The organism is Amnibacterium kyonggiense (assembly GCF_004364555.1).
Taxonomy (GTDB): domain Bacteria; phylum Actinomycetota; class Actinomycetes; order Actinomycetales; family Microbacteriaceae; genus Amnibacterium; species Amnibacterium kyonggiense.
The window spans coordinates 252,980-276,706 of the sequence record NZ_SOAM01000002.1 but is presented as its reverse complement, the minus strand read 5'-3'; the positions used below and the strand labels follow the sequence as shown (position 1 = coordinate 276,706).

The 23,727-nt window shown below is 74.1% G+C and carries 20 protein-coding genes; 3 read left to right on the top strand and 17 right to left on the bottom strand.

Annotated elements, in window-relative coordinates; all coding sequences use genetic code 11:
- Positions 1–105 precede the first annotated feature (105 nt).
- The 12 genes from CLV52_RS09675 to CLV52_RS09625 form a co-directional block, all read right to left on the bottom strand.
- A complete protein-coding gene (locus CLV52_RS09675; RefSeq protein WP_133766149.1) occupies positions 106–975 on the bottom strand; it encodes a cell division protein FtsQ/DivIB in 870 nt (289 codons plus the stop codon).
- On the bottom strand, positions 972–2,378 hold the full coding sequence (murC, locus tag CLV52_RS09670) for a UDP-N-acetylmuramate--L-alanine ligase (protein WP_133766148.1): 1,407 nt from the start codon (positions 2,376–2,378) through the stop codon (positions 972–974). Before murC ends, CLV52_RS09675 begins: the two co-directional genes overlap by 4 nt.
- Positions 2,375–3,466 carry a UDP-N-acetylglucosamine--N-acetylmuramyl-(pentapeptide) pyrophosphoryl-undecaprenol N-acetylglucosamine transferase gene (locus tag CLV52_RS09665; RefSeq protein WP_133766147.1) on the bottom strand — a complete coding sequence of 364 codons (1,092 nt, stop codon included), beginning with the start codon at positions 3,464–3,466 and terminating at the stop codon, positions 2,375–2,377. Before CLV52_RS09665 ends, murC begins: the two co-directional genes overlap by 4 nt.
- Positions 3,463–4,722 (bottom strand): FtsW/RodA/SpoVE family cell cycle protein, encoded by a 1,260-nt coding sequence (locus tag CLV52_RS09660; protein WP_133766146.1) that lies wholly within the window; start codon positions 4,720–4,722, stop codon positions 3,463–3,465. Before CLV52_RS09660 ends, CLV52_RS09665 begins: the two co-directional genes overlap by 4 nt.
- Positions 4,723–4,727: 5 nt before the next feature.
- Complete coding sequence (gene murD / locus CLV52_RS09655; RefSeq protein WP_133766145.1) at positions 4,728–6,218, bottom strand: UDP-N-acetylmuramoyl-L-alanine--D-glutamate ligase; 1,491 nt, start codon at positions 6,216–6,218, stop codon at positions 4,728–4,730.
- Positions 6,215–7,360, bottom strand: a complete 1,146-nt coding sequence (gene mraY / locus CLV52_RS09650) for a phospho-N-acetylmuramoyl-pentapeptide-transferase (protein WP_133766144.1) — start codon at positions 7,358–7,360, stop codon at positions 6,215–6,217. Before mraY ends, murD begins: the two co-directional genes overlap by 4 nt.
- On the bottom strand, positions 7,360–8,772 hold the full coding sequence (locus CLV52_RS09645) for a UDP-N-acetylmuramoyl-tripeptide--D-alanyl-D-alanine ligase (protein WP_133766143.1): 1,413 nt from the start codon (positions 8,770–8,772) through the stop codon (positions 7,360–7,362). The genes mraY and CLV52_RS09645 overlap by 1 nt, the downstream gene beginning before the upstream one ends.
- A 121-nt stretch (positions 8,773–8,893) precedes the next feature.
- Positions 8,894–10,636 carry a peptidoglycan D,D-transpeptidase FtsI family protein gene (locus CLV52_RS09640; protein WP_162850797.1) on the bottom strand — a complete coding sequence of 581 codons (1,743 nt, stop codon included), beginning with the start codon at positions 10,634–10,636 and terminating at the stop codon, positions 8,894–8,896.
- Positions 10,637–10,701: 65 nt separating this feature from the next.
- Complete coding sequence (ftsL, locus tag CLV52_RS18415; protein WP_162850796.1) at positions 10,702–11,118, bottom strand: cell division protein FtsL; 417 nt, start codon at positions 11,116–11,118, stop codon at positions 10,702–10,704.
- A 30-nt stretch (positions 11,119–11,148) separates the two neighbouring features.
- Positions 11,149–12,141 (bottom strand): 16S rRNA (cytosine(1402)-N(4))-methyltransferase RsmH, encoded by a 993-nt coding sequence (gene rsmH / locus CLV52_RS09635; protein ID WP_133766141.1) that lies wholly within the window; start codon positions 12,139–12,141, stop codon positions 11,149–11,151.
- Positions 12,142–12,266: 125 nt separating this feature from the next.
- Positions 12,267–12,698, bottom strand: coding sequence for a division/cell wall cluster transcriptional repressor MraZ (gene mraZ, locus CLV52_RS09630; RefSeq protein WP_133766140.1), 432 nt, complete (start codon positions 12,696–12,698; stop codon positions 12,267–12,269).
- A 171-nt stretch (positions 12,699–12,869) separates the two neighbouring features.
- Positions 12,870–13,226, bottom strand: a complete 357-nt coding sequence (locus CLV52_RS09625; RefSeq protein WP_133766139.1) for a DUF3040 domain-containing protein — start codon at positions 13,224–13,226, stop codon at positions 12,870–12,872.
- Positions 13,227–13,314: 88 nt separating this feature from the next.
- Here CLV52_RS09625 and CLV52_RS09620 point away from each other — a divergent pair, with 88 nt between their 5' ends.
- On the top strand, positions 13,315–14,433 hold the full coding sequence (locus CLV52_RS09620) for a polyprenyl synthetase family protein (protein ID WP_133766138.1): 1,119 nt from the start codon (positions 13,315–13,317) through the stop codon (positions 14,431–14,433).
- A 166-nt stretch (positions 14,434–14,599) separates the two neighbouring features.
- Here the strand turns inward: CLV52_RS09620 and CLV52_RS09615 are convergent, their stop codons facing one another.
- The gene (locus CLV52_RS09615; RefSeq protein ID WP_162850795.1) at positions 14,600–17,275 is read right to left on the bottom strand and encodes a beta strand repeat-containing protein; all 2,676 of its coding nucleotides are present in this window, start codon (positions 17,273–17,275) and stop codon (positions 14,600–14,602) included.
- Positions 17,276–17,443: 168 nt separating this feature from the next.
- Positions 17,444–17,800 (bottom strand): Rv2175c family DNA-binding protein, encoded by a 357-nt coding sequence (locus CLV52_RS18905; protein ID WP_133766136.1) that lies wholly within the window; start codon positions 17,798–17,800, stop codon positions 17,444–17,446.
- A 136-nt stretch (positions 17,801–17,936) separates the two neighbouring features.
- Here CLV52_RS18905 and CLV52_RS18405 point away from each other — a divergent pair, with 136 nt between their 5' ends.
- Together CLV52_RS18405 and pknB are read left to right on the top strand one after the other, a co-directional pair.
- The gene (locus CLV52_RS18405) at positions 17,937–18,905 is read left to right on the top strand and encodes a LysM peptidoglycan-binding domain-containing protein (RefSeq protein ID WP_246018060.1); all 969 of its coding nucleotides are present in this window, start codon (positions 17,937–17,939) and stop codon (positions 18,903–18,905) included.
- A 105-nt stretch (positions 18,906–19,010) separates the two neighbouring features.
- Positions 19,011–20,570 carry a Stk1 family PASTA domain-containing Ser/Thr kinase gene (gene pknB / locus CLV52_RS09600; RefSeq protein ID WP_133766134.1) on the top strand — a complete coding sequence of 520 codons (1,560 nt, stop codon included), beginning with the start codon at positions 19,011–19,013 and terminating at the stop codon, positions 20,568–20,570.
- Between the two features lies 1 nt (position 20,571).
- Here the strand turns inward: pknB and CLV52_RS09595 are convergent, their stop codons facing one another.
- From CLV52_RS09595 to CLV52_RS09585, 3 genes are all read right to left on the bottom strand, one after another.
- Entirely contained in the window at positions 20,572–21,942 is a 1,371-nt protein-coding gene (locus tag CLV52_RS09595; RefSeq protein WP_211342668.1) for a class II 3-deoxy-7-phosphoheptulonate synthase, read from the bottom strand.
- 26 nt (positions 21,943–21,968) lie between these two features.
- Entirely contained in the window at positions 21,969–22,661 is a 693-nt protein-coding gene (locus CLV52_RS09590) for a lysophospholipid acyltransferase family protein (protein WP_133766133.1), read from the bottom strand.
- A gap of 78 nt (positions 22,662–22,739) precedes the next feature.
- Positions 22,740–23,711, bottom strand: coding sequence for an ROK family glucokinase (locus CLV52_RS09585; protein ID WP_133766132.1), 972 nt, complete (start codon positions 23,709–23,711; stop codon positions 22,740–22,742).
- Positions 23,712–23,727: the final 16 nt, after the last annotated feature.

The window sequence follows — 23,727 nt, the reverse complement described above, 5'->3', positions numbered from 1 at the left end:
TACTTGAGGGTGAAACTCCTGCTCATCGCGGGATTCCGCTGGCTCGACGGTAGGCGCTCTCCCCCGTCCGGGGTCCCCGACGCGCCGACCGGGCGGGTCCGCGCGTCAGCGCGTGAGCACCACACCGGGGGACGAGACGTCGACCTCCGTCGCGCCCTTCGCGGCCCGGCGCAGCGCCGCGTCCAGCGCCTCGGCCTTGGCCGCACCGTGCTCCGGGCCGCCCCAGCGCACGAGCAGCCCGCCGCGCAGGGTCAGCTCGACGTCGTCGGCGCTGGCGAGCCGGACGGCGGTGACGGGCGGGTCGGAGCGGCGCAGGGCGTCGAGCGCCGCGACGACGGACGCGTAGGCGCCGGCAGGCGTCCCGGCCGGGACGGTCAGCACGGGCAGCGCACCCGACGGGTCCGGCTCGACGGACACGGTCACGTGCGCCGCGTCCAGCCGCGCCCAGCCGGCGGCCGTGCGCTGCTGCACCACGGCGACGCGCGGGACGACCGCGACCTCGAGCGTGCCGGGTGGGCGGCGCACGAGGGCGAACCGCTCGACGGCGGGCACGCGCGCGAGCGCCGCCGCGACGTCCCGGTCCTCGACGAGGGCGACGGGGCGGCCGAGCTGACCCCGGAGCGCGGACCGGACGGTGTCGGCCAGGCCGCCGGAGACGCCCGTCACGGCGATGGTGCGGACGGGGAACACGGGACCGAACGCGAGGAGGAGCGGCAGCCCGACGAGCAGGACGAGCACGCCGACGGCCCCGCCCGCGAGCGCGCGCGGGTGCCGGAGTGCAGTCGGCCGGCGGCGCTCGGCCGCCTCGGCGCGGCGCCGCGCGCGCACCGCCGCGCGGATCGCACGGCGGTCGTCTCGCGGGGGCGGCGGCACCGGCAGGGCGCGCTCGGGATGCAGCGGGCGCACGGGAGCCGTGCGCTGCGGCATCGCCGGCGGCCGGACCGGGGCGCCGAGCCCGGCCGGGGGCCGGCTCATCGAGCGGGCGTCCGGTCGCCGAGCGCCTCGAGCAGCTGCGGGACGATGCGGTAGACGGAGCCGCAGCCGAGCGTGACGACGAAGTCGCCCGGCCGCGCGAGGCGGGCGACGAGGTCGGCGGCCTCCGCCCAGTCCGGGGCGTAGTCGACGTGCGACGGGTCCTGGAAGCGGTCGACCACGAGCGCGCCCGTCACGCCCGGGACGGGGTCCTCGCGGGCCCCGTCCACGTCGAGCACGACGGTGTGGTCGGCGGTGCGCTCGAGCACCTCCGCGAACCGGCCGGCCATGGCCTGCGTCCGCGAGTACAGGTGCGGCTGGTGGACGGCGATGATCCGCCCGTCTCCCACCACCGTGCGGGCCGCGGTGAGCGCGGCGTCGACCTCGGCGGGCAGGTGCGCGTAGTCGTCGTAGACGCTGATGCCGTCGACGCGGGCCTGCAGGTCGAAGCGGCGGCCGGTGCCGCCGAAGCGCGCGACCGCGTCGGCCGACTCCTGCAGCCCGAAGCCGAGCCCGAGGAGCACGGCGACGGCGCCCGCGGCGTTCACGACGTTGTGCCGGCCCGGCACCTTCAGGCGGAGGCGCGCCGTCGCCCCGTCCGCCGTCAGCACGCCCGCGGCCGCGCCGTCCGTGGTCACCTCGGTGACCCGGACGTCCGCGTCCGCCGCCTCGCCGTAGGTGCGCACGGCGCGGTCCGCGATGCGCTCCCGCACCCGTCGCGCGCCGGCGTCGTCCGCGTTGATCACGAGCAGCTCCGCCGCCTTCGACCCGAACGCGACGAACGCGTCGTCGAACGCCTCCTCCGTGCCGTAGTGGTCGAGGTGGTCGGCATCGACGTTGAGCACGAGGGCGATCGCGGTCTCGTAGAGCAGGAAGGAGCCGTCCGACTCGTCCGCCTCGACGACGAAGACGTCGCCGCCGCCGATCCGGGACGACGTGCCGAAGTCCTTGATCGTGCCGCCGTCGACGAAGGACGGGTCGGCGCCGAGCGCGTCGAGCGCGACCGCGATCATCCCGGTCGTCGTCGTCTTGCCGTGCGCGCCGGCGACGGCGACCAGGCGGTCCGCGCCGATCAGCGCCTTCAGCGCGTGGGAGCGGTGCAGCACGGGCACCCCGCGGCGCCGCGCCTCCAGCAGCTCCGGGTTGTCCGGCCAGAGCGCGCTCGTGACGACGATCGCGTCGACGTCGCCGAGGTTCCCCGCGTCGTGCCCGATGAAGACGGTCGCGCCCGCGTCGCGGAGCGCGTCGGTGTAGGCGTTGCGCGTGCGGTCCGAGCCGCTGACCGTCGCGCCCCGCGCCAGGAACAGCTTCGCGATGCCGTTCATCCCCGAGCCGCCGATGCCGACGAAGTGGACCCGGTCGAGCCGGTCCGGGATCGGGACGGTGAGATCCGGCTTGATCGTCATGCGCCCGAGGGTACGCGGGCGCTCCCGTCCAGCCCGGCGCGGGCCAGGCGCGTCATGCGCTCGGCGCCGTCCCGCACGCCGTCGCCGGTCGCGGCCTCCGCCATCGCCGCGATCCGCTCCGGGGAGCGCAGCAGCGGGAGGACGACCTCCGCGAACCGCTGCGGCGTGAACGCGGCGTCCTCCTCGAGCACGGCTCCCCCGGCCGCGACCACGCCTGCGGCGTTGAAGCGCTGCTCGCCGTTGCCCACCGCGTACGGCACGTAGACCGCGGGCAGCCCGAGGGCCGACAGCTCGCTGACCGTGGAGGCGCCGGCGCGGGACACCGCGAGCTCGGCGGCCGCGAGCGCGAGGTCCATGCGATCGCAGTAGGCGAGCATCCGGTACCCGTCGAGGCCCGGGTCCGGCTCCTCGTTGCGGCCGCCCGCGAGGTGCAGCACCTGCCAGCCGGCCGCGAGCAGGGCCGCCGCGTTGCCGACCACGGCGCGGTTCAGCTGCCGGGCGCCGAGCGAGCCGCCCGTGACGAGCAGCACCGGTCGCGCCGGGTCGAAGCCGAAGAACGAGCGCGCCTCCGCTCGCAGGGCCGCGCGGTCGAGGTCCGCGATCTCGCGGCGCAGCGGCATGCCGACGCGGACGGCGTGCGGCAGCGGGGTGTCCGGGAACGTGACGCCGACGGCGCGGGTCATCCGCGCGCCGAGCCGGTTCGCCATCCCCGGCTTCGCGTTCTGCTCGTGGATCGCGAACGCCACGCCGCGCCGGCGCGCCGCGAGGTAGGCGGGCGCGGCCGCGTAGCCGCCGAAGCCGATGACGCCGTCGATCCCGCGATCCGCGAGGTAGCGCCCGGTCAGGGCGATCGAGCCGGTGACCGCACCGGGGAAGCGCAGCGCGGCGCCGTTCAGCCGGCGCGGGAAGGGCACCCGCGGGATGACGAGGAGTTCGTACCCGCGCTCCGGGACGAGCCGGGACTCGAGGCCTTCCGCCGTGCCGAGCACGAGCGCCTCGTCGCCCTCCGCCACGAGCCGGTCGGCGACCGCGAGGAGCGGGTTGACGTGGCCGCCGGTGCCGCCGCCCGCGAGCAGCCAGCGCGTCATCGGACGCCCGCCAGGCGCGACCGGGCGGACGGGTGCGCCGGGTTCACGACGGGGCGCACCGCGGGCCGGGTGACCGGCCGGTCGGCGAGCGCCATCAGGCAGCCGACGACGGCGAAGTTCGCGAGGAGCGACGAGCCGCCGGCGGACACGAACGGCAGCGGCACGCCGAACACGGGGGCCACGCCGACGACGACCGCGATGTTCGCGAACGCCTGCCCGACGAGCCACGCGAGCGTCATGCCGGCCGCCGCCCGCGTGAAGCGGTCGTGCGTGCGGGTCGAGATGCGGAGCAGCACGACGGCCATCGCCACGAAGCAGGCGAGCAGCACACCGAGCCCGAGCAGCCCGGTCTCCTCGCCGATGATCGCGGCGATGAAGTCGTTGTCGGCCTCCGGCAGCCAGAACCACTTCGACACCGAGTTGCCGATGCCGACGCCGGTGAGACCGCCGTTCGCGAGCGCCCACTGCGCCTGCGTCGTCTGCCAGCACGTGCCGAGGAGGTCGGTGCAGCCGTGCTGCCAGGCCGCGAGGCGGCTCGTCCGGGAGCCGTTCGCCTGCGCGAAGACGGCGAGGGCCGTGAGCGCGAGGACCGCGGGCAGGACGAGCACGCGCAGGCGCACCTGCCCGAACCAGAGCGCCGCGGCGACGATGAGCGTGAGGATCAGCGTGGTGCCGAGGTCGCCGCCGAGGTACACCGATCCGATCCCGAGCGCGCCGATGACGAAGACCGGCACGAGCCCCTTGAGGCCGAGCAGCTCGCCCGGTCGGCGCGAGAAGAACGACGCGAGGGTGAGCACCAGCGTGAGTTTCACGAACTCGGACGGCTGCACGCTGGCGCCGCCGATGCGGATCCAGTTCTGGTTGCCGCCGATGTTCGTCCCGAGCGGCGTGAGCGCCGTCAGCAGCTGGAGGCCGACGGCGACGAGGAACGCGACCGGCGCCAGACGCGGCAGCCACGTCGTCGGCAGCCGCGTCGCGAGCGCGAGCATCCCGCCCGCGCCGACGAGCGCCGCGAGCCCCTGCGTCGTGAAGTCGCCGTAGGGGTCGCCCTTGACGGAGGCCTCGACGCTCGACGACGAGAGCACCATGACGAGGCCGAACCCGACGAGGAACAGGGTGAGGGCGCCGAGGGCGAGGGCGTCGCCGCCGCCGACCGCGCTGAGCGACGGCAGCGCGATGCGCTGCACGATCGGCCGGCGGGCGACCGGGAGCCGGACGACGGGGTTGCCCGTCCCGGCCTCGGGTGCGGTGTCCATCGGCCTCACTCCGTCCGTGCTGCGCCCCCCTGCGGCAGCGCGCGCACGGCGGCCGCGAACCGGTCTCCCCGGTCCGCGTAATCGGTGAACTGGTCCATCGACGCCGCGGCGGGCGCGAGCAGCACGACGTCCCCGGGTCCGGCGAGGCTTCGCGCCGCCTCGACCGCGAGGGGCATCACCCGGTCAGTGTCCACGTCGGGCACGACCGCGACGGGGACGCCCGGCGCGTGTCGGGCGAGCGCCTCCGTGAACGCGGCAGTGTCGCGGCCGATCACGACCGCGCCGCGGAGGCGGTCGGCGGCCGCGACGGCCTCCACGAGCGGCGCGACGTCGACGCCCTTCGTGAGTCCTCCGGCGACCCACACGACCCGGTCGAACGCCCCGAGCGACGCGGCCGCGGCGTGCGGGTTCGTCGCCTTCGAGTCGTCGATCCAGCGGACGCCGTCGACCTCCGCGACGGGCTGGATCCGGTGCGCGTCGAGGCGGAAGGCGGCGAGCGCGTCCCGGATGGCCCGGGGCTCGACGCCGACCGCGCGAGCCAGGGCCGACGCCGCGAGCACGTCCGCGACGACGTGCGGCGCCGACAGGCCGGCCTCGTCGAGCGCGTGGAGGGTCGTCAGCTCGAGCGCGGAGGTGCGCCGCTCGTCCAGGAACGCGCGGTCGACGAGGACCTCCTCGACGATCCCGACCTCGGAGACGCGGGGCACCCCGCGGGTGAAGCCGATCGCCCGGCAGCCCTCGACGACGTCGGCGTCGCGGACGAGCTGCTCGGTGACCGGGTCCTCGACGTTGTAGACGCAGGCGACGCGGGTGCGCTCGTACACGCGGCCCTTCGCCGCGCGGTAGGCCTCCGCGGAGCCGTGCCAGTCGAGGTGGTCGTCCGCGATGTTCAGCACGACGCTCGCCGCGGGCGACACCTCGCTCATCCAGTGCAGCTGGTAGCTGGACAGCTCCACGACGAGCACGTCCCAGCCGTCCGGCTCGCGGATCGCGTCGAGCACCGGGCTGCCGATGTTGCCGCACGCCCGGGCGCGGAGGCCGCCCTCGCGGAGCATCGCGGTCGTCAGCTGCGTGGTCGTCGTCTTGCCGTTCGTGCCGGTGATCGTGATCCACTCGGCGGGCGTGCCCGTCTTGTCGCGGAGGCGCCACGCGAGCTCCACGTCGCCGAGCACCGGGACGCCGGCCTCCGCGGCCCAGGCGAGCGCGGGGACGTCGGGGTGGAAGCCCGGGCTCACCACGAGCAGGTCCGGCGCGAACGCGGCCAGCGCGTCGCGCTGCGCGGCCGCGTCGCCGAGCTCCAGGCGCGCGCCGATCACGTCGAGCAGGGTCGTCCGCTCCTCGGTCGCCCGTTCGCCGACCACGAGGACCTCGCAGCCGAGCTCCACGAGGGTGTCAGCGGCCGCGAAGCCGACGACCGCTGCGCCGAGCACGCCGACGCGCAGCCCGCGCCAGCCCTCCGCACGCCAGGAGTGCAGCGTCTCCAGGTCCGCGGTCATCCGGCCCTCGTGAGCCACTCGAGGTAGAACAGCCCGACCCCGGCGGCGACGAGCAGGCCGCCGATGATCCAGAACCGGACGACGACCGTCACCTCGGCCCACCCCTTCAGCTCGAAGTGATGGTGGATCGGGCTCATCAGGAAGATGCGCTTGCCCCGCGTGAGCTTGAAGTACACGCGCTGGACGATCACGGAGCCGGGCTCGATGACGAAGAGGCCGCCGATGAAGAGGAGCAGCAGCTCGGTGCGGGACAGGACGGCGAGGGCGGCGAGGGCGCCGCCGAGCGCGAGCGAGCCGGTGTCGCCCATGAAGATCTGCGCGGGCGACGTGTTCCACCAGAGGAACCCGATGAGCGCCCCGGTGATGCAGGCGGCGACCGTCGCGAGGTCGAGCGGATCGCGCACGTTGTAGCAGAGCGCGACGTTGATCGGCGCGGTCAGCGCCCGGTTGAAGCACGACTGGTTGAACTGCCAGAAGCCGATGATGACGAACGAGCCGATCGCGAAGATCGAGGCGCCGCTCGCGAGGCCGTCCAGGCCGTCGGTGACGTTCACGCCGTTCGACGTCGCGGCGACGATGAGCCAGATCCAGACGACGAAGACGATCACCCCGACGGTCGCGCCGAAGAGCGCGGTGAAGCTCAGCGTCGAGCCGTCGAACCACTGGTCGCGCACGATCGAGACGTTCGTCGTCGCCGGGGTCGTCGTGTAGGTGTTGCCGCCCGCGCCGACCGCCGTCTTCGGGAACTGCAGCACGAGGATCGCGAAGACCGTCGCGACGATCACCTGCCCGGCGATCTTCGCCCAGCCGCCGAGGCCGAGGCTGCGCTGGTTCCGCGTCTTCAGGAGGTCGTCCGTGAAGCCGACGAGCCCGAGCCCGACCATGAGGAAGAGCACGAGCATCCCGGAGGCCGTGATGCCCTTCACGTTGTTGAGGTGCCCGACGAAGTAGCCGACGACCGACGCGAGGATGAAGACGACGCCGCCCATGGTGGCCGTGCCGCGCTTGGCGTGGTGGCTGCGCGGGCCGTCGTCGCGGATGAACTGGCCCCACTGCAGCCGGTGGAAGAGCCGGATGAACAGCGGCGTGAGGAAGAGCGTGAAGAGGAGGGACACGGCGGCCCCGGTGAGGAGGGACTGCATCAGGCCGTCCCGCTCCACCGCGCGCCGAGCCGGTCGCCGAGGTGTCGGAGGCCCGCCGCGTTCGACGACTTCACGAGCACGGTGTCGCCCGGCCGGAGGACGTCTGCGAGGAGCGCCTCCGCCTCCTCCTGCGTCTCCGCGAACACGCTCTCGCCGTCCCAGGAGCCCTGCGCGACCGCGGCGAGATGGATGCGCTTCGCGTCCGGACCGACGACGACCAGCTGCCCGATGTTCAGCCGCACGACGAGCAGGCCGATGCGGTCGTGCTCCTCGCCCGCGGACTCGCCGAGCTCGGTCATCGCGCCGAGCACCGCGACGGAGCGACCGGGCGCGATCTGCACGAGCGCCTTCAGCGCCGCCGCCATCGAGTCGGGCGACGCGTTGTAGGCGTCGTTGACGATCGTCAGCGGCTCGGCGACGAGGACCTCCATGCGCCAGCGCTCCGCGCGGACCACGGCCTCGAGCCCGGCGACGACCGTGTCCGCGTCGACGCCCAGCGCCGTCGCGGCGGCGGCAGCCGCCATCGCGTTCGAGACGTGGTGCTCGCCGAGGACGCGGAAGGACACGGCGCGGCGCTCGCCGCCCGGCAGCACCAGCTCGAACGTCGTGCCGGCGGAGGACGCCTCGACGTCCAGCGCGGTGGTGCCGCCCTCGGCCGGGTCCGCGGCGAGCCCGAACCAGGCGACGCGCGCCTTCGTGACGTCCGCCATCGCGGCGACCCGCGGGTCGTCCCGGTTCAGCACCGCGACGTCCGTCGGCTCGAGGTCGGTCACCATCTCGGACTTCGCGCGCTGTGTGCCCTCGATGCTGCCGAAGCCGCCCGCGTGGGCGAGGCCGACCTTGAGGACGACGCCGACGTCCGGCTTCGCGAGCCGCACGAGCCGCGCGATGTCGCCGGCGGCGGAGGCGCCCATCTCGGCGACGAGGTAGGCGGTGTCGTGGGTGATCCGCAGCATCGTCATCGGGCCGCCGACCTCGTTGTTGAACGAGGCGTGCGACGCGACCGTCGGGCCGATCCGGCCCAGGATCTCGCGGAGCAGGTTCTTCGTGGTCGTCTTGCCGTTCGACCCGGTGATGCCGACCACCCGCAGCCGGCCGCCGGCGCGCACGCGGGCGACGACCTCCTTCGCGAGGGCGGCCAGCGCGACCGTCGAGTCCCGCACGACGACCTGCGGCACGTCGAGGTCGAGGGGCCGCTCGACGACGAGGAGCGCGGCGCCGCGCTCGACCGCCGACGCGGCGAAGTCGTGGCCGTCCATCGCCTCGCCGAGGCGGGCGACGAAGATCCCGCCCGGCGCGATCTCGCGCGAGTCGGTCTCCACGGCGCCGTCCACGACCGTCGCCGCGGCGTCGGCGGGGCGCACCTCGCCGTCGACGGCGGAGGCGATCTCCGCGAGCGTGAGCGCGATCACGGGCGGGGGCTGCTCGTCGTCGACGCGGTCCGTCCGACCGTCGGCTTCTGCACTCCGGCTACCTCCCGCTGGTCCAAGGGCCGGGGGTCCAGCGTAGAGGATCGATGCCGGGCGCCCCCGATCACCACGACGCCGGGAGGTCCGGCGAGGCGGTGCCGGACGGCACGACGCCGCCCGTCTGCAGGGCTCGCGCCATCACCTTCCGCCACACCGGCGCGGTCGCCTGGGACGAGTTGAGCTTCGTCGGCTGCGACAGCGCGACGTAGACGACGTACTTCGGATGGTCGGCCGGTGCGACGCCCGCCATCGACACGAGGTAGTTCTTCGAGTACCCGCCGGAGGCGTCCACCTCCTGCGCCGTGCCGGTCTTGATGCCGATCCGGTACCCCGGGATGCGGACGTCGGCGGCGAGCCAGCCCTTCGTCGCGACGTTCTCGAGCATGCTGACCGTCGAACGGGCCGCGGAGGACGAGATCACCCGCGTCGGCGATCCGTCGTCGACGCGTCGGACCGTGCCGTCCGCCTTCCGGCAGGACTCGACGAGGCGGACCGGCAGCCGCACGCCGCCGTTCGCGAGGGTCTGGTACGCGCTCGCCATCTGCACCGCGGAGACCGTCAGCCCCTGGCCGAACATGGTCGCGTAGTGCGTCTGCGGATCCCAGTCCGGGCCCGCCCCGAAGCTGCCGCCTGCCTCCGCCGCGAAGCCGACCGCCGTGGGGCTGCCGAACCCGAACGCCTTCAAGTACGCGAGCCGCCGCTCGTCCGAGATCCGGCCGCCGAGCTGCGAGATGCCCGTGTTGCTCGACTGCACCAGCACCCCGGTGAGCGTCAGCCGCTCGTTCCCGTGCTGCTCGCTGTCGTTGATGTCGGCGCCGTCCGCGGTCCGCAGGCGGTACGGGGCGACGACGTGCGTACCGGGCGTGGCGACGCCCGCGTCGAGCAGCATCGAGGCGGTGACGGCCTTCATCGTCGAACCGGGCTCGTAGGGCGCCGTGAAGGCGCGGGAGCCGAGCGCGGCGGCGTCGCTGTCGGCCGTCTTCGCGACGTCGTTCGGGTCCACGGTCGGCCAGTCGGCGACCGCGAGCAGCCGGCCCGTGCCGACCTCCTCGACGACGACCGCGCCCCAGGCGGCGCCCGTCTGCTCCGCCCGCTGCGCCAGGACCTGCTGCGTGTAGTACTGGAGGTCGCGGTCGATCGTCAGCTGCACCCGGCCGCCCGGCTTCGCCGCCTTCACGACGGCCGTCGAGCCGGGGATGGGGGTGCCGTCGAGGCCGCTCTCCGCCACCTGCTCGCCGTCCGTGCCCGCGAGGCAGGCGTTGTAGCCCCGCTCGACCCCGGCGAGGGGGGTCTGGTCCGAGCCGACGAACCCGAGCAGGTTGCCGGCCACCGCTCCGGCCGGATAGGTCCGCTTCGGCACGGCCTCGTAGTACAGCCAGCCGAGGTCGAGCCGCTGCAGCCGGGTCAGCGCCTCGTAGCTGATCTGCTTCGCGAGCAGGGCGTAGCTCGCCTTCGGGTCGGCCGTCAGCGCCGCGCGGATGCCGTCCGCGCCGACGCCGAGCGCCTTCGCGATCCGCGCCGAGTCGGCCGCGACCCGGCCGCCCTTCGCCGCGATCCACGGCACCGCGGTGACGCGGTAGCGGGTGACCGTCGTGGCGAGCACCGTCCCGGAGGCGTCGACGATGTCGCCGCGCGGGCCCGGCAGGACGGTCGTGATGCTCCGCCGGTCCTTCGACTCGGCGCGGAGCGCGTCCGCCTGCACCACCTGCACGTCCGTCAACCGGACGAGGAAGACCGCCGCGAGCAGCACGACGCCGAGGAGGACGAATGCGGGCCGCCATCGCGCGCGCCGCCGGTGCCCGTCCATCCCCGCGAACCTAGGCGAGGACGCGAGCGCGGCCCGGGCGCCACTCCGCCCGGCGCCGACCCGGCTCAGCGACCGGTGCTGCCGAGCACGCGCCCGGTGCTCGCGTCGAGGTACGCGGGCGAGTCGTCCGGCACCATGCCGAGCGCCTTCGCGCGGGCGGCGAGGCGCTGCGGCGCCGCGTCGGCCGCGAGGGCCTCCGCCGCGACCTGCTGCTGGTGCGCGAGCACGTCGGAGCGCTGCTGCAGCTCGGCGAGCCGGTAGGCGCTCCCCGCCGTGGCGATCGACAGCAGCAGCTGCGCGACGATCACGCAGACGGCGCCGGCGAGCACGACGGAGGCGGCGAGCACCTTCGGGCGGACGAGCGGGAGCGCGCGCGGCGCCGCGGCGGTCGACGGCGCCGCCGGCGCGAGGACCGGTGCGGCCTCCACGGGACGGGCCGGAAGCGGCCTGCGGACAGGGTCGAACGCGTACGCGGTGCTCATTGACAGTCCCCCAACTGTGCGACATCCGTGTCAGGCGGTGCGGTGATCCCCCCGGATCCGCTCCGCCGCCCGGAGCCGCACGGATGCGGCCCTCGGGTTCCTCTCCACCTCCGCGTCCGCTGCCTTGGGTGCGCCCCGCGTCAGCATCCGGAAGGTGGGGGCCGTCTCGTCGGTCTCGACCGGGAGCCCTCGCGGGGCGGTCGAGACGGTCCGGGCGGCGAGCGCCCGTTTGACGATCCGGTCCTCCAACGAATGGTAGGACAGCACGACGATCCGGCCACCTGTGGAGATCCTGTCGAGGGCGTTCGGGACCGCCCGCTCGAGCACCTCGAGCTCGCGGTTCACCTCGATCCGGAGGGCCTGGAAGACGCGTTTGCCCACGTGGCCGCGCGATTTCAGCGCGGCCGGCGTCGCGGCCTCGAGGATGTCGACCAGAGCCGCCGAACCCCGGACTGGGGTGGCCTCGCGGGCCCGCACGATCGCCCTCGCGTACCGGTCGGCGAGTCGCTCCTCCCCGTACACGCGGAAGATCCGGGCGAGGTCGTTCGCCGCGTACTCGTTCACGATCGTCTCGGCGGTCCGGGGCTCCCCCGGGTCCATCCGCATGTCGAGCGGCACGTCGCGCGCGTAGCTGAAGCCGCGGTCGTCCTCGTCGAGCTGCATCGAGGAGACGCCCAGGTCGAACAGTGCGCCGTCGACCGCCTCGACGCCGAGGTCGTCGAGCACCTCCGGAATGCGGTCGTAGACGGCGTGCGCGGGGCGGAAGCGCGCACCGAAGGGCGCGAGCCGCTCGCCGGCGAGCCGCAGCGCCGCCGGATCGCGGTCGACCCCGATGAGCGTGACGCGCGGGAACCGGGCGAGCAGGGCCTCCGCGTGGCCGCCGAGGCCGAGCGTGGCGTCGACGACGGTGGTGGGGCGATCACGCTCCAGCGCCGGCGCGAGCAGGTCGAGCGACGTCTCCAGCAGCACCGGGACGTGGAGCGGTGTGGAGGGACGGCCCCCGGGATCCTCCGGTCCGTTCATCCCGATACCCATCCGTGGTCCGCACCTGGCACCGGGGAAGTGTGACAGGGGCGGGGAGACGGGCGACCTGGCACCGGGGAAGTGTGTCAGGGATCCCGTCACGGCTGGGACTCGGGAGGCACGGGTCAGAGGATCCCGGGGACCACCTCCCCGTCGACGGACGCGTACGCGTCCTCCGTCTCGGCGAGACGCTGCTCCCAGGCGGCCGCGTCCCAGATCTCCACCCGGTCGCCGACGCCGAGGACCGCGAGCTCCCGCTCGAGGCCCGCGTACGCGCGGAGCGCGGGCGGGATCGTCACCCGGCGCTGCTTGTCCGGCGTTTCGTCGTGCGCGCCCGACAGGAACACCCGGAGGTAGTTCCGCGCCGCGCTGCTCGTGACGGGGGCCTGGCGGATGCGCTCGTGCATCCGGCCGAACTCGGCGGTCGAGAAGACGTAGAGGCACCGCTCCTGACCGCGCGTGATGACGACGCCGTCGGCGAGGTCGTCCGCGAACTTGGCCGGAAGGATGATCCGCCCTTTCTCGTCGAGTCGCGGCGAGTAGGTACCGAGGAACACGGCACCGACCCCTCGCTGACCACTGGACCAGCGGCGCTGGTATCCCCCACTTTACTCCACTTCCCTCCACTCGGGCCACTGCGAGAGCAGTGCTCCTCCATCGCCCTCCCCGGGAACGACAGAACGCCCCGCGGCCGGAGCCGCGGGGCGTTCTGAGGAGGTGCTGGTGGGTCAGGACCGGCGTCGGCGCTCCCAGCGCTGACCCAGGCGATCCATGAAGCCGGTGCGCCGCCCGGCGGGGGCGGCGGGGAAGCCGGCGGGCATCCGACGGCCGCGCACGCCGGTCGCGACGAGGACGCCGGCGAACATCATCGCGAAGCCGAGGGCGCCGACGAACCAGTTGTGGAGGACGACCCCGAGCACGAGGACCCCCAGACCGGCGACCGCGAGCAGGACCCCGCCGACGATCGCCGCGTAGCTGACGCGACCGGGCGCTCGTCCGACGGACGCGACGTAGTCGGCGTCGCCGTGGTAGAGGCTGCGCTCCATCTCGTCGAGAAGGCGCTGCTCCTGCTCCGAAAGTGGCATCCGGATCCCTCTTCTCCCAGGGTGGAACGGCCGCGCGGCCGTGCGCGGCGCCAGTGTACAAGTCGGGCGCGCGGCTAGGCTAGGCGGTGTGAGCACAGGGGGCCGACTCGTCGACCTCGTGCAGAACCGGATCGACGAGTTCCTCGACGCCCATGACCCGATTCTCGCCGCGGTGGCGGACGAGACGGTGCCGCTGGGCGAGATTTCGAGGGACTTTCTGAGATTCGGGAAGCGCTTCCGGGCCCGCTTCGCGTACTGGGGCTGGCAGTCGGTGCAGGGCGCGGACGATCCGGCCGACTTCTTCGGCGACGCGCGCCGCGGCGATCTGCCCGCGGTGATCGGCGTCGCCGCCGCGCTCGAGCTCTTCCACGCGGCCGCCCTCGTCCACGACGACCTGATCGACGCGTCCGACACGCGCCGGGGCGCGCCGTCCGCGCACCGCCGCTTCGAGCAGGCGCACCGCGACGGCCGCTTCCTCGGCGACCCGAAGCGCTTCGGGGAGTCCTCGGGCGTGCTCCTCGGCGATCTGCTGCTCGTGTGGAGCGACGAGCTGTTCGCGGACTCGCTCGACCGGCTCGCGGACCGCGGCAACGCCCGGGCGGCGCGCGCCGAGTTCAACCGGATGCGGACCGACGTCACGGCCGGCCAGTACCTCGACATCGTCGCGGAGGCGTCCTGGCCGCACGTCCGCGAGGGCCGCGAGGTCGACACCGCGCTGAACGTGATCACGTACAAGTCGGCGAAGTACTCGATCGAGGCGCCGCTCGCCATCGGCGCCTCCCTCGGCGGCGCCTCGCTCGCGCAGATGGCGGCGCTCCGCGAGTTCGGGCTGCCGCTCGGCATCGCGTTCCAGCTGCGGGACGACCTGCTCGGCGTCTACGGCGACAGCGAGGTGACCGGCAAGCCGGCGGGCGACGACCTCGTCGAGGGCAAGCGGACGGTGCTCATCGCGCTCGCCCGGCAGGCGCTCCCCCAGTCGGCGCGGCGCACGGTCGACGAGCTGCTCGGCGACCCGGAGCTCACGCCCGAGCAGATCGCGATGCTGCAGGAGACGATCCGCGCGTCCGGCGCGATCGACGAGGTCGAGCGGATGATCACGGAGAACGTCGACCTGGCCCTCGACGCGCTCGACGGCGCCCCGCTGACGGGCGACGCGATCGACGCGCTGTCCCGCCTCGCGGAGTCGATCAGCGTCCGCTCGTCCTAGCGCCGGACGGTCGTCCTAGCTCCCGTCGCTCGTCCGGCGTCAGCGCTTCAGCAGGCTGCACGCACTTCGGCAGGCCGCGAAGGCTCCCCTTGGCCTGCCGAAGCGCGCGGAGCCAGCCGGAGTGCTCCGACAGCGCAGGGCTGGAAACGAGTGCACGGGAGGACCGCTAGGAGACGGTGAGCTTGGCGCTCGCCTTCCGAGCCGTGCCGGCGCCGGTCACCGTGACCGTGTACTTCCCCTTGGTGAGCCCCTTCTTCAGGGTGAGCACGTAGCCGCCCTTCGAGGTGGCCCTGCCGACCGCGGTCTTGCCGTGCTTGCCGCTGATCACGACGCGCACCGACTCCCCGGCGTAGAGCTTCGACACCGTCACGGTGATCTTCTTGCCGTGCGTGATCTTCTTCGCCGACAGCTTGAGGCCGAGCGCCTTCGCGACCGACGCGGTGAGGATCGTGGCGGTGGCCGCCGTCGCGTGATCGGCGCCCGACACCGAGACCGCCTGCGCGCCGTCGCCGATGGCCTTCGGGATGGTCACCTTGAGCGAGAAGGCCGCGTTCGAGGGCGCCTTCCCCGTGACTGCCGTCTTCCCGCCGATCCGCACCGTGTAGGACTCGTTGGCCTCCAGGCCGCTGATCCGCAGGGTCGCGGCTCCGCCGGCGAGGTACCGCGTGGAGCCCGTCGCGGTCCGGGGCACCGTGATCCCGATCGAGGTCTGCACGATCTGGACGGTGTAGTCGTGCGTCACCGAGCCGTGCTGGCGCGAGTAGGCGTTGGCCGCTCCGACCGTCATCGTGAAGCTGCCCGCCGTCGTCGGCGTGCCCGAGACGGCGCCCGTGGACGCGTCGAGGGTCAGACCCGCGGGGAGGTCCCCCACGACTCGTGAGTAGGCGATCGGCGCGGTTCCGACGGAGGCGGCGACCGTGGCCGAATAGGGCGAGCCGACCACGCCCTGCGGCAGCACGCGATCGACCAGCACCGGCGCGACCTGGTAGACGGCGTACAGGTCCACCACGAGCGGGGAGCCGGTCGCGCCTCCGCCCGCGAAGCCGGAGATGCTGTCGCCGTTGCGGAGGAATGCGCCGGTGCCGTCCGCGGCGCTGTTCCATCCGGTGAAGCTGCCGGTCGTCGGCGGCACCGCCGTGGCGAGGTTCAGCCCCGCAGCCGCCACGCTGTCCGCGTAGACCAGCTGGGACCCGGCCGACTTCGTCCCGCCCTGGCCGTCGTACACGAGGGAATAGGCGTTGCCGGTCACCGACGCGGTCGACAGCACGCCGTTCTGCAGCACGGAGCCGGAGTTCGACAGGGTCCCGGCACCGCTCAGCGTGCCGGCGTTCGCGATGATGCCGGTGTTGTTCAGCGTGCCGTCGACGCGCGTGGTGCCCCCGTTCGTCCATGTCCCCGAGGTCGATGCGGATGCACCGGCCGGGATCGCGAGGGTGCTGCCGCTCGCGATCGTGAGGGAGCCGGTGTTCGAGAGCGACCCGAACCGGGTCGCGGTGGACCCGCCGATGGCGGTTCCACCGCCCGCGACCGTCAGCGAGCCGCCGGTGCCGACGCTCACCGAGGCGCCCATGGAGGAGGCGTTGCCCGCGCCGATGCCGGCGCCGGACGGGCCGCCCGTGGCCGAGACCGATCCAGAATCGATCGAGACCGTCATGCCCTGGGTGTTGCCGAGTCCGCCGATGCCGGGTCCGTTCGCGCTGCTCGCGACCACCGATGCGCCTCCGCCGACGCTCAGGCTGTCGTTGCCGTATGCGTTCAGCGAGCCGCCGATGCCGGCACCGCCGGACGAGCCGGTCCCCCCGTTCGCCTGGACCTGCACGCCCTGGCCGGACAGGGACACCGCGGTCCCGGCGCCGGTCGCGAACTCTCCGTCGCCGATCGCCGCCTGGGCGCTCGTCGCCGTGATGTGCGCGTACCCGGTCGCCGTGACCGACCCGCCATCGCCGTGGTACCCGCCGCCGATCGCCGCGGAGCGGCCGATCGAGGTCGCGGTGACGGATGCGGAGTCACCGACGGTGACGGAGCCGGCGGTCTGCCCCGCGGGCGAGGCACCGCCGCCGATCGCCGCACCCGCGACGCCCGACGCGAGCTGGTTCGCGACGACGGTCGCGTCGTGCCGCACGGTGACGGCGAAGGACCCGGAGCCGGCGCCCGCACCGATCGCTGCGGCTCGGCCGCTCGCAGAGGCCTTCACGGACGCGCTGTCGTCGACCTCGACGGTCGCGCTGCCGCCGTATCCGCCGCCGATGCCCGCACCCTGGTCACCGCCCGACGCGGTCACGTCCGCGAGGCCGTTGAACACGAGGGTCCCGGCGTTCTGGGGTCCCGGCCCCATGGAGGGGCCGCCGCCGATCGCGGCGGCACTGCTCGAGCCCGGCACCGAGGCGGTGACGGTGCCGCTCGAGACCGTGAGGGACGAGCCGGACGACACCTCGATGGCCGGCAGGGACGGATCGGTCTGCGCCACCACGAGCGAACCCGACCCCGTGATGACGAGCGTCGACGGCGTCGCGGTACCTCCCTGGTCCGACGTCAGCTCGATCGCCTGGACCGTCAGCGTGGTGCCGCCGGTGAGGTGCAGCGTCGTGAAGCCGGCGGACCCCGTGTTCGGTCCGAGCGTGAGCGTGCCGTCGGTCTTCGTGATGCTCGCGCCGACCGTGATGTCGTCCGCGCCGCTCTGGAAGTCGCTCGACAGCGAGTTCCACGTCGTGTCGGTCGCGGCCCACGCGGCGGTCCCGCCCGCGGCGATGCCGCACGCGGCGACGACGACGCCCGCCGTTCCGAGGGCCGTCGCCCGCACGCGTCGCTTCTGTCGCGGGTCGATCGACGTGGTCGTGCGCATCTCGTGGCCTCACTGGTCGCGGAAGACGGCCCGGAGGGGCCGCGCTCACGCTAGAAGTGAGGCATCCGGACCAGTAGACCCGACTCAGCCCCAGTCCGGGGGCGGATGTACCCCGCTCCGCGGCAGTCCCGCCCGCCGGGGCGGGCGGGACTGCCGCTCGGGGGCGGGCTAGAAGGCGAGGGCCTGCGCGATGCGGCGGACCTCCGCCTTCCGACCCGCCTGCAGCGCGTCGATCGGGGCCGTGCCGAGGCTGTCCTCCTCCTCGAGGAGCCAGTGCACCGCCTCGTCGTCGGTGTACCCGTTGTCCTGGAGCAGGATCGCCGTTCCGCGCAGCTCGGGCAGCGGCCCCTCGTCGTCGAGGAACACCTCCGGCACCACGAGGACACCGTCCCGCCGGACGGCGAGCAGGTGGCGGTCCTCGATGAGGCGCCGGACCCGGCTCGGGGTCAGCGACAGCCGGTCGGCCAGGTCGGGGACGGTCAGCCAGGTCCGGACTTCCTCGGCGCGCTCTTCCTCGGTGCTCACCCCACCAGGATGCCAGGGCTCGAACTGGGGGCACAGCGGACCCGGCGCGCGGCGGCCGCGTCCGTTGACTCGCCGGGTCCGCTCTGTGAGTGTGCGAGAGCGCCCCTCGGGGGAAGGGCGCGGGGGGAAGTGCACGATGAGTTCGACGCTGTCGGAGCAGGCGCGACGGAGCGACGGGGGCAGGCACGCGGGCGACCGCGGGCTGCTGCGCGCCGCCGGCCGCCTGGTCGGGTCGCTCGCCCGCACGGTCGGGGCGCCCGGCGAGTCCGAGCGGGACGGCCGCTGGGCGAGACCCGCGTCCGAGTCCGACCCGATGCGCCGTGCCCGCGAGGGCGCGGTGGAGGTCGAGGTCGGCCCCGGCGAGACCGTGTTCGACATCGCCGCCCGCTTCGGCGTGTCCGCTGCGAGCGTGCTCGCGCTGAACGGCCTCGGCTGGCGCTCGCAGCTGCAGGCCGGCGACACCGTCCTCGTGAAGCACGCGGAGACGCGCCGGCCGACGACCTCCGTCGCGGACGAGCTGCACCGGCACCGCGTCGGCGCCGACGAGACCGTGTCCTCGATCGCCCAGCGGCACGGCGTCGCCACCGCCGCGGTCCTGCTCGCGAACGGCCTGTCCCGCGGCAGCACCGTCCGCGCGGGCCAGCAGCTCGTCATCCCCGTCCCGAACCTGCGGAAGACCGGCTCCGGTGCGGTGACGCTGACCGGCGAGATGCTCGAGAACGCCCGGACGATCCTCGAGGTCGGGTGGGAGGTCGGCATCCCCGACGACGGCATCGTCGTCGCGCTCACCGCCGCGATGCAGGACTCCTCCCTGCACAACCTGCCCTTCGGCGAAGGCGACGCGGTCGGCCTGTTCCAGCAGCGGCCGAGCCGCGGGTGGGGCGACGCGGACACGCTCCTCGACCCCTACGCGGCCGCGGTCGCCTTCTTCGGCGGCGCCGGCAGCGGCGTCGTCGCGCCGGCGGCAGGGCTGCTCGACGTCGGCGGCTGGGAGTTCATGAGCGTCGGGGAGGCCGCGTCCGCGGTCCAGCGGAACGCCTCGCCCGCCGCCTACGGCAAGTGGGAGCGCGCGGCCCGCGGATGGCTGCAGGACCTCGAGCGCTGAGCCGCTTCCGCTGACGCGGGCCGACCGCCCCCCGTCCGGGGCGGAACCCCGCCGCACCGCGGCGAACCGGGGGCTCGTCCGCTCCCCCTTCGTACACTTCCCGACGTGACCGCCGCTCCTCCCGACCCCATGGTGGGCCGGCTGCTCGACGGCCGGTATCAGATCCGTGCCCGCATCGCCCGCGGGGGCATGGCGACGGTCTACCTCGCCACGGACCTGCGCCTGGAGCGCCGCGTCGCCGTCAAGGTGATGCACGCCCACCTGGCCGACGACGCCGCGTTCCGCGACCGCTTCATCCAGGAGGCGCGCAGCGCTGCCCGCCTCGCCCACCCGAACGTCGTCAACGTCTTCGACCAGGGGCAGGACCTCGGCACCGCCTACCTGGTCATGGAGTACCTGCAGGGCATCACGCTCCGCGACCTCCTCGGCGAGTACGGCCGGCTCACGCCCGAGCAGACGATGGACATCCTCGAGGCGGTGCTCGCCGGCCTCGTCGCCGCGCACAAGGCCGGGATCATCCACCGCGACCTGAAGCCCGAGAACGTGCTGCTCGCCGACGACGGCCGCATCAAGCTCGGCGACTTCGGCCTCGCCCGCGCTGCGACGAGCAGCACCGCGAGCGGGCAGGCCCTGCTCGGCACGATCGCGTACCTCTCCCCCGAGCTCGTCACCCGGGGCATCGCCGACACCCGCAGCGACGTGTACGCGGTCGGGATCATGATGTACGAGATGCTCACCGGCGAGCAGCCGTTCAAGGGCGAGCAGCCCGTGCAGATCGCCTACCAGCACGCGAACGACTCGGTGCCGGCGCCGTCGCTGAAGAACCCCGGCGTCCCGGCGCTCCTCGACGACCTCACGCTCTGGGCGACGGCGCGGGACCCGGAGGACCGTCCGCGCGACGCCCGGGCGATGCTCGACCAGCTGTTCGAGACCCAGCACCTCATGCACGACGCCGCGCCGGCGAACCGCACCGCGACGCAGCGCACCGCCGTCCTCCCGTCGGCCGCCTCGACGCGGGTGCTCGCGACCGCCGACCTGGCGCCGAGCGCCCCGCGGCGCGCGCAGTCCGCGGACGTCGTGGACCGGCTCCGGGCCGCGACCGCGCGGGCGCACCGACGCGGGGCCTGGGCGTTCGCGGCGGTGCTCGTCGCCGGCAGCCTCGCCGCGGGCACCGGCTGGTACTACGGCGGCGGGCCGGGCTCCACCGCGGTGGTCCCGAGCGTGACCGGCAAGTCCCAGGACGCGGCGAACGCCGCCCTGATCGGGCGGGGCTTCCGCATCGGACCCGCCGACCAGGCGTACAGCTCGCGGAACGAGGGCGTCGTCACGGCCACGAGGCCGAGCGCCGGCGCGCTGCTGCCGCCCGGGGCGACCGTGTCCCTCGTCCTCTCGAAGGGCGAGCGGCCCGCGTCGGTGCCGAGCGTCAAGGGCCGCACGGTCGCCGCCGCGACCGCGGCGGTGACGGCCGCCCGGCTGGTGGTCGCCGGCCGGATCGACCGCGCGTCGACCCGCGCAGCGGGCACGGTCCTGCGGCTCGTCGACGACGAGGGCGCCACGATCGCGCCGGGGACGACGCTCGACGCCGGCACGGCCGTGCACCTGCTCGTGTCGACCGGGCCGGCCGACGCGGCGGCGCCGACGACCTCGACGGACCCGGCGCAGTGAGTCAGGGGCGGGGGTGCTTCGCCAGCTCCTCGGCCACGAGGAAGGCGAGCTCCAGCGACTGCATGTGGTTCAGGCGCGGGTCGCACAGCGACTCGTAGCGGGTGGCGAGGGTCTCCTCGTCGATGTGCTCCGAACCGCCGAGGCACTCCGTGACGTCGTCGCCCGTCAGCTCGACGTGGATGCCGCCGGGATGCGTCCCGACCTCGCGGTGCGCGGCGAAGAACCCCAGCACCTCGTCCACCACGTCGTCGAACCGGCGAGTCTTGTAGCCGGTCGGCGTCGTGATGCCGTTGCCGTGCATCGGGTCCGTGATCCACAGCGGGGTCGCGCCGAACGCCTTCGTCGCCTCGAGCAGCGGCGGCAGCGCCTCGCGGATCCGCGAGGCGCCCATCCGCGTGATCAGGGTGAGCCGCCCGGGCTCCCGCTCGGGGTCCACGAGGTCGATGAGCCGCTCGAGCTCGTCGCCCGTCATGGTCGGCCCGACCTTGACGCCGATCGGGTTGCGGATCCGCGACACGAAGTCGAGGTGCGCGCCGTCGAGCTGGCGCGTCCGCTCCCCCACCCAGACGAAGTGGGCGGAGGTGTCGACCGGGGTGCCGTTGCGGGAGTCGATCCGCGTGAGGGCGCGCTCGTACTCCATGAGCAGCGCCTCGTGCGCGGTGTAGAACTCGACCCGCTTGAGCTCGTCGAAGTCGGCGCCCGCCGCCTCCATGAACTTCACCGCGCGGTCGATCTCCATCGCGAGGCCCTCGTAGCGCTGGTTCGCCGGGTTCGCCGCGAACCCGCGGTTCCAGCTGTGCACCTCGCGGAGGTCGGCGAACCCGCCCTGCGTGAACGCCCGGACCAGGTTCAGCGTCGAGACCGCCGTGTGGTAGCCGCGCACCATCCGCGCCGGGTCGTGGCCGCGGGACTCGGCGGTGAAGTCGTAGCCGTTGACGATGTCGCCGCGGTACGCGGGCAGCGTGGTCGTCCCGCGCGTCTCGACGTCGCTCGAGCGCGGCTTGGCGAACTGCCCCGCCATCCGGCCCATCTTCACGACGGGCATGGAGGCGCCGTAGGTGAGCACGACCGCCATCTGCAGGATCGTCTTGACCCGCGCGCGGATGCGGTCGGCGGTGGCGCCCTCGAAGGTCTCCGCGCAGTCGCCGCCCTGCAGGACGAACGCCCGACCGGCGGCGGCCGTCGCGAGCCGGCCGCGCAGCTGGTCGATCTCGCCCGCGAACACGAGCGGCGGCATGCTGCGCAGCTCGGCGATCGCCGCCTCCGCCTTCGCGGCGTCGGGCCACGTCGGCTGCTGCTTGATCTCGAGGGTGCGCCAGTGGTCGAGCCCCGCCAGCACCTCGGGCCGCGCGGGCACGACGGTCTCCGTCATCGACTGCAGCATGGTCGTCCCGGACCTCACGCGGCCTGCGCGGCCCGCGCCCTGTTGCGCAGGGTGCTGCCGTAGACGTCCACGTACTCCTGACCCGAGAGCCGAGCGATCTCGACCATGATCTCGTCGGTGATCGAGCGGAGGACGAACCGGTCGCCCTCCATCCCCTCGAAGCGGCTGAAGTCGAGCGGCTCGCCGATCACGATGCCGACGCGGCGCACCTTCGGGATCACCGAGCCGATCGGCATCGCCTTGTCGGTGTCGAACATCGCGACGGGGACGACGGGCACCTTCGCCTCCAGGATCATCCGCGCGACGCCGGTGCGGCCGCGGTAGAGCTTGCCGGTGGGGCTGCGCGTGCCCTCGGGGTAGATGCCGAGCACGCCGCCGCCGCGGAGCACCTCGACGCCCGTGTCGAGCGACGCCTCGCTCGCCTTGCCGCCGGAGCGGTCGATCGACAGCTGGCCGACGCCGTTCAGGAAGGAGCGGATCGCCCAGCCCTTGATGCCCTTGCCCGTGAAGTAGTCGCTCTTCGCCAGGAAGGTGACCTTGCGCTTCAGCATGAGCGGGAGGAACAGCGAGTCGACGACCGACACGTGGTTCGACGCCAGGATGACCGCGCCGGTGGCCGGCACGTTCTCGATCCCGGAGACCCACGGGCGGAACGTCGCGTTCAGATAGGGCGCCAGGAACAGGTTCTTGAGGATCCAGTACAGCATCCGACGGCCCCCTTCCAAGCGCGCGAGTCCGACGAGCGTACCGGTCGCGCGAGGGGCCCCGCAGCGGCCCGGAGCGGCTCAGCCGCGGGGCGCGAAGGCCGCGTAGGACGGGTCGTCGTGCAGGCGGGCGAGGTCCGCCGCGCCGACCACGCCGGCCTCGTTGCCGAGCTCCGCCGTCGCGAAGACCGGCTCGGGGTGGAAGCCGCGGGCGGGGAGGTGGTCCAGGTAGGCGCGCCGGACCGGGTCGAGCAGCCGGTCCCCCGCATCGGCGACGCCGCCGCCGATCACGAAGAGCTGGGGGTCGAGCACGACCGACAGGCTCGCGCACGCCTGCCCGAGCCACGAGCCGAGCTCCGCCAGGGCGGCGAGCGCGCCCGCGTCGCCCTCCTGGATCAGCCGGCCGATCACCGGTCCGGCCAACTCGCCCCCGGCCGTCGCGCGCTCGGCGGCGAGACCGCGGCCGATGCCGCCCGCGTCCGCGATCGCGTTCGCCATCCGCTGCAGCGCGCGCCCGGAGCCGTACTGCTCGATGCAGCCGCGGGCGCCGCAGCCGCAGAGGATGCCGTCCGGGACGATCCGCATGTGGCCGAGCTCGCCGGCGACCCCGAAGCCGCCGCGCAGCAGCCGGTCCCCCGCGATGACGGCGCCGCCGACGCCCGTGCCGGAGGTGAGCATCACCATGTCGGACACGAGCCGGCCCGCACCGAATCGGAACTCGGCCCAGCCCGCGGCGTTCGCGTCGTTGTCGACGACGACCGGGAGGCCGAGGCGCGCCTCGAGGCGCTCGCGCAGCGGCTCGTTCCGCCACGGGATGTTCGGCGTGTAGTAGACGGTGCTCTGGCCGGCGTCGATGAAGCCCGGCGCCGCGACCCCGACCGGCATGCGCTCGCCGCCGGCGAGCAGCTCGATCATCGCGACGATGCTGTCCTCGATGGCCTGCGAGTCGTCCGCGTCGGTGGGGACGCGCTCGAACCGGGCGATCGCGCCCAGCTCGTCCACGACGCCGCCGGCGATCTTCGTCCCGCCGATGTCGATGCCGATCGCGTGCACGGCAGCAGAGCCTAGG